A 3,622-nucleotide genomic window follows, 5' to 3' on the forward strand; every position below is an offset into this window, starting at 1 on the left:
CCGCAATCCAGTCCAGCGCCCGGTCCAGGCAGGCGGCGGCCAACTCCAGCTCCCCGCGGAGCAGATGCACGCGTCCCAGCAGTGCCTCGCTGAACGCCTGCTGCCGGCGGTTCCGGACTGCCTTGGCGAGCCGTCCGGATTCAGTGAACGCCGTCACCGCGTCGCCGTAGTGTGCGGTGTCCGACGCCAGCATGCCCTGGATCGCGAGGATCCGGGCCTGCTCGTCGGGGATTCCCCGCGCCGCCTGCATCGCCCTCTCCAGCCAGCCGGCCGCGCGGTCAGGGACACCGCGCTGCACGGACAAGTAGCCCAGCTCGCGGAACGCGGCGGCGGCAGTCCGGGAGACGCCGTCGGGCGCTTCCGCCGACAGCGCACGGTGCAGGAAATCGGCCACCTCGGCGCCGCGCCCGCCGGCCTGGTGGATCAGCGCCCCGGCGAGCGTCACCAGCGACTCGGCGACCAGATGGCGGTCATCGGTGCGCTGGGCCAGGACGACGGCGAGCCGCAGCTGGTCGAGGCCCCGGTCCACGGCGCCCGCCGACAAGGAGGCGCTGCCGACGTCGAGATACGACCGGACGGTGGCCACAGTGGCGGGGATCCCGGGGTCGGTGTCCGGAGCTGAATCGGACAGGGCACGCCGGACTTCCGCCGGCAGCGGCAGGCCCAGCTCCCGGTGGTAGAGGTCCGCGCATTTGGCGACCTCCTCCCGGGCCCGCCGATGCTCGCCCAGGGCAACCAGTGCTTTCACCAGGACTGCGGTGCAGTCCGCGTGGAAGGGATCCCGGCGCAGTGCCAGCGTGGCGAGCTCGACCGCGTCCGCCGGGGTGCCCGAGGCCAGGGCGGCCAGCGCCCCTTCATACAGCAACGACTGGACGCAGTTCTCGAGCCGGTACCGCTGGTCCGCCAGCCAGGAGTCAAAGACGGGGCTGTCCGCAAAGGTGAGGCCCTCGAGCAACTGGCCGTTGAACCGCCGCGGGTCCAGGCCGTGGCCGTTGGCCGTGCCGACCAGCTCCAGGGCATCGCAGCGCCAGGGCTGCACGAAGGCCAGCCGCAGCGGGTCGCCGCTGATGGCGACGCCGGACAGGGTCCGGCGCAGCTCGGAGAGGTTCCAGCGCAGGGCACCCAGCGGATCCGCGGCATCCGGGAACAGGAGCGTGGCGGTCCGGGACCGGCTGATGCCCTCCGGCTGCAGGGCGAGGTAAGCCAGCACGGCCCAGGCTTTGCGGCCCTTGGGCTGTGGGGGAGTGGTGCCGGAGGACTCGATCGTTGGCGGACCGAGGAGCCGAATCCACGTCTCGGCCATAGAAGTCATTTTACGCCGCGGCGCCTCCAGCGTGCTGGGGAAATCAGTCCCGGGTAATTCCGCCGCGGGTATTCAGCCCCGGCGGATTCACACGGTTGCTCACACGGCGGCTGCAGAAACTGGACTCATCAAATCCGCACTCCACCCGAGGAACAAAAAATGGAACTGCTTGTAGTCCTGCTGTTCGGACTCGTGATTGCCGCCGGCACCGCCACGGTCCGCGCGATGCTGAAGGACGGCCACGGCCACATTCCCGTGGTGCGGTCCACGGAGTCCTGGTACGCCGGCAACCTGCCCAGCGAACCCTACATCTCGGCCCTGACCTGGTACCGGCCGGGGGCGCGGGTCCAGTAGGGCCTGATTTTGACCAGGACAATCGCCGGAGATTCTTGCGGGACGGTGGGACGGTGGCCCGCCGCCCCGCGCTGTTCCCGGTTGGTGCACGTGATGCCGTTGTTTCGGACGTCGTTCATGTCGCGGGCTCGTATCCGATAAGCCAGTGAAGTCCGTGACGATCAACGACTTGGCCATCGGACGCGCCCCAAGGCTTTGGCGAGAGTGGATCGAGCACCGACCCGTCAACGGAGAGTTTTTCGAACCACTCATGGAGGACTGCCGGTTCGGCGGTTCCCAGCAGCGAGAGCATGATGCCGTCGAGCCGGACCGATGCTTGACCTTCCGCTGCGTCCGAGCCTGCCAGGGCAACGACGCCGTTGAGCACTCCATGAGCTACGGCTTCTGGTGGGCCGTCGCTCCTGCCGAAGTCCGCGTAAGTGTGCAGGGAAAGCTCACCGCCGAAAACATCCGCGTAAAAGTCCAGTGCTTCCCGCGCCGTTCCCGGGAAAAAGACATAGATCTGGGGCCCCGCCATGCGTCCCGTGGTCACCGTGGTCATGGCGGTGCCGTCCTTGACCCGGTCGATAGTGGCACCCCAGCCCTCTTGGGTTCCGCCGTGCATGAGTTTTCGCACCTCTTCGATGTCGAGATCCTCAGAGAACTGGACTGTGAGGACAAGCTCCGTCTTCGTGCCCAAATCGTTGAGTTGCACGGTGACAACAGGGGCAGTCAGTTCGTTCTCGCCACCGAGTTCGGGCCAGCCTCCAACTGCACCCCAGCGGAAGATGAGTCTTTCGTCGGGAACGATCTCCAGGTAGATTCCCCCGGTGGGGTAGCTGAGGTCTTCATTGACGATCATCTGCTGTTTCCACGTTCCCCCAACGCGGAGGTCGACCTCAATGGGCGTGGTAGGCGTGGGCATGTCGGGGTTGTAGAACCAGGCAAGGTGCTCAGGGTCAGTCCAGGCTGTGAACACCGAATGACGCGACGCAGCCACTATTCGGGTAAGGGTGAAGCTTCGGTCCTGTGCCGGTAATCGGTCATCATTTATCCTCCGGTTCTGTGAGCTCATCGGGTCGATTGGGCGTTAGGGCGAGCTGAACGCCAAGGCGATCCAGCCGCGTGCCCAAGAAGTCGCGGTACGGGCGCATCCACTCCTCAACCTGCTGCAGCGGCGCGGTTTGAAGTCGGCAGTTCCTCCACTGGGCAGATCTGGTTTTAGTGATAAGCCCGGCCCGCTCGAGCACTTTCAGGTGGCGTGAGACGGATGGCACGCTCATTGAGTGCGGGGCGGCTAGTTCGGTAACCGTCGCCTCACCCTGCCGTAGTTGCGCCAGCAGAGCGCGACGCGTCGGATCCGCCAGCGCAAGGAAGATTGTGCTCAGTTCGTCCATTTGCGCCCCAGCCTAATTACGCGTCAAGGTAAATACAAGGTCGCGCGTCGTCGTAAAAACCTCCGCGTAGCCGGATACGTTGCCTCATGGCAAAAGCTCGAATCTGATCTGAATCCCGGTACCTCGCCAGTCGTCGGCTGACATGGTGCGCAGTTCGATGGTCATGCCGCCACGATACCGACTTGCGCGACGGCGTGAGTCGCGAGGGCCACTCATAGGGAGGGCTTCACGGGCTGGTCTGTTGCTCCTATTGAGTGCCAAATTGGCTTTTCGAGTGGTTCATTCTGCGGACTGCAGGGCCGTAAAAGCACCACATGTCCGTATGGGGAACCCTCTGCGGGAATCTGCAAGACTTGCCCGATGATTACCGAACACGCGCTGCTGCCCGTCATTTCCGGCCAGGAAGAAGACTTTGAGGCAGCATTCGATCGCGCTCGTTTGATTATCGCGTCAGTGCCCGGCTTTGCCTCTTTGTCGCTCTCGCGCTCGATCGAAACTCCCAACACGTACTTACTTCTCGTGCAGTGGGACAGTTTGGAGGACCACACCGTTGGCTTCAGGGGATCCCCGCAGTATCAGCAGTGGCGGG

At 65.0% G+C, this 3,622-nt stretch carries 5 protein-coding genes and 1 pseudogene; 2 read left to right on the plus strand and 4 right to left on the minus strand.

The genetic code is table 11. The features are described 5' to 3' along the window. The coding region (locus K789_RS0102345; protein ID WP_024365341.1) for an SARP family transcriptional regulator at positions 1–1,303 on the minus strand (1,303 nt) is incomplete at its 3' end. 159 nt (positions 1,304–1,462) lie between these two features. On the opposite strand from K789_RS0102345, the gene K789_RS22105 reads away from it, so the two are divergent. Further along, a complete protein-coding gene (locus K789_RS22105) occupies positions 1,463–1,657 on the plus strand; it encodes a hypothetical protein (protein WP_024365342.1) in 195 nt (64 codons plus the stop codon). 115 nt (positions 1,658–1,772) lie between these two features. Here K789_RS22105 and K789_RS25950 read toward each other — a convergent pair whose 3' ends face one another. The 3 genes and pseudogenes from K789_RS25950 to K789_RS0102360 form a co-directional block, all read right to left on the minus strand. Beyond that, on the minus strand, positions 1,773–2,174 hold the full coding sequence (locus tag K789_RS25950; RefSeq protein WP_024365343.1) for a VOC family protein: 402 nt from the start codon (positions 2,172–2,174) through the stop codon (positions 1,773–1,775). Between the two features lie 48 nt (positions 2,175–2,222). After that, positions 2,223–2,711: pseudogene (locus tag K789_RS25955) on the minus strand (SRPBCC family protein); the annotation flags it as partial. Further along, positions 2,683–3,033 (minus strand): ArsR/SmtB family transcription factor, encoded by a 351-nt coding sequence (locus K789_RS0102360; protein WP_024365344.1) that lies wholly within the window; start codon positions 3,031–3,033, stop codon positions 2,683–2,685. The gene K789_RS0102360 and the pseudogene K789_RS25955, both read right to left, overlap by 29 nt. A 360-nt stretch (positions 3,034–3,393) precedes the next feature. Here K789_RS0102360 and K789_RS0102365 point away from each other — a divergent pair. After that, the coding region (locus K789_RS0102365) for an antibiotic biosynthesis monooxygenase family protein (RefSeq protein ID WP_024365345.1) at positions 3,394–3,622 on the plus strand (229 nt) is incomplete at its 3' end.

Source organism: Arthrobacter sp. TB 26, assembly GCF_000427315.1.
GTDB lineage: Bacteria > Actinomycetota > Actinomycetes > Actinomycetales > Micrococcaceae > Arthrobacter.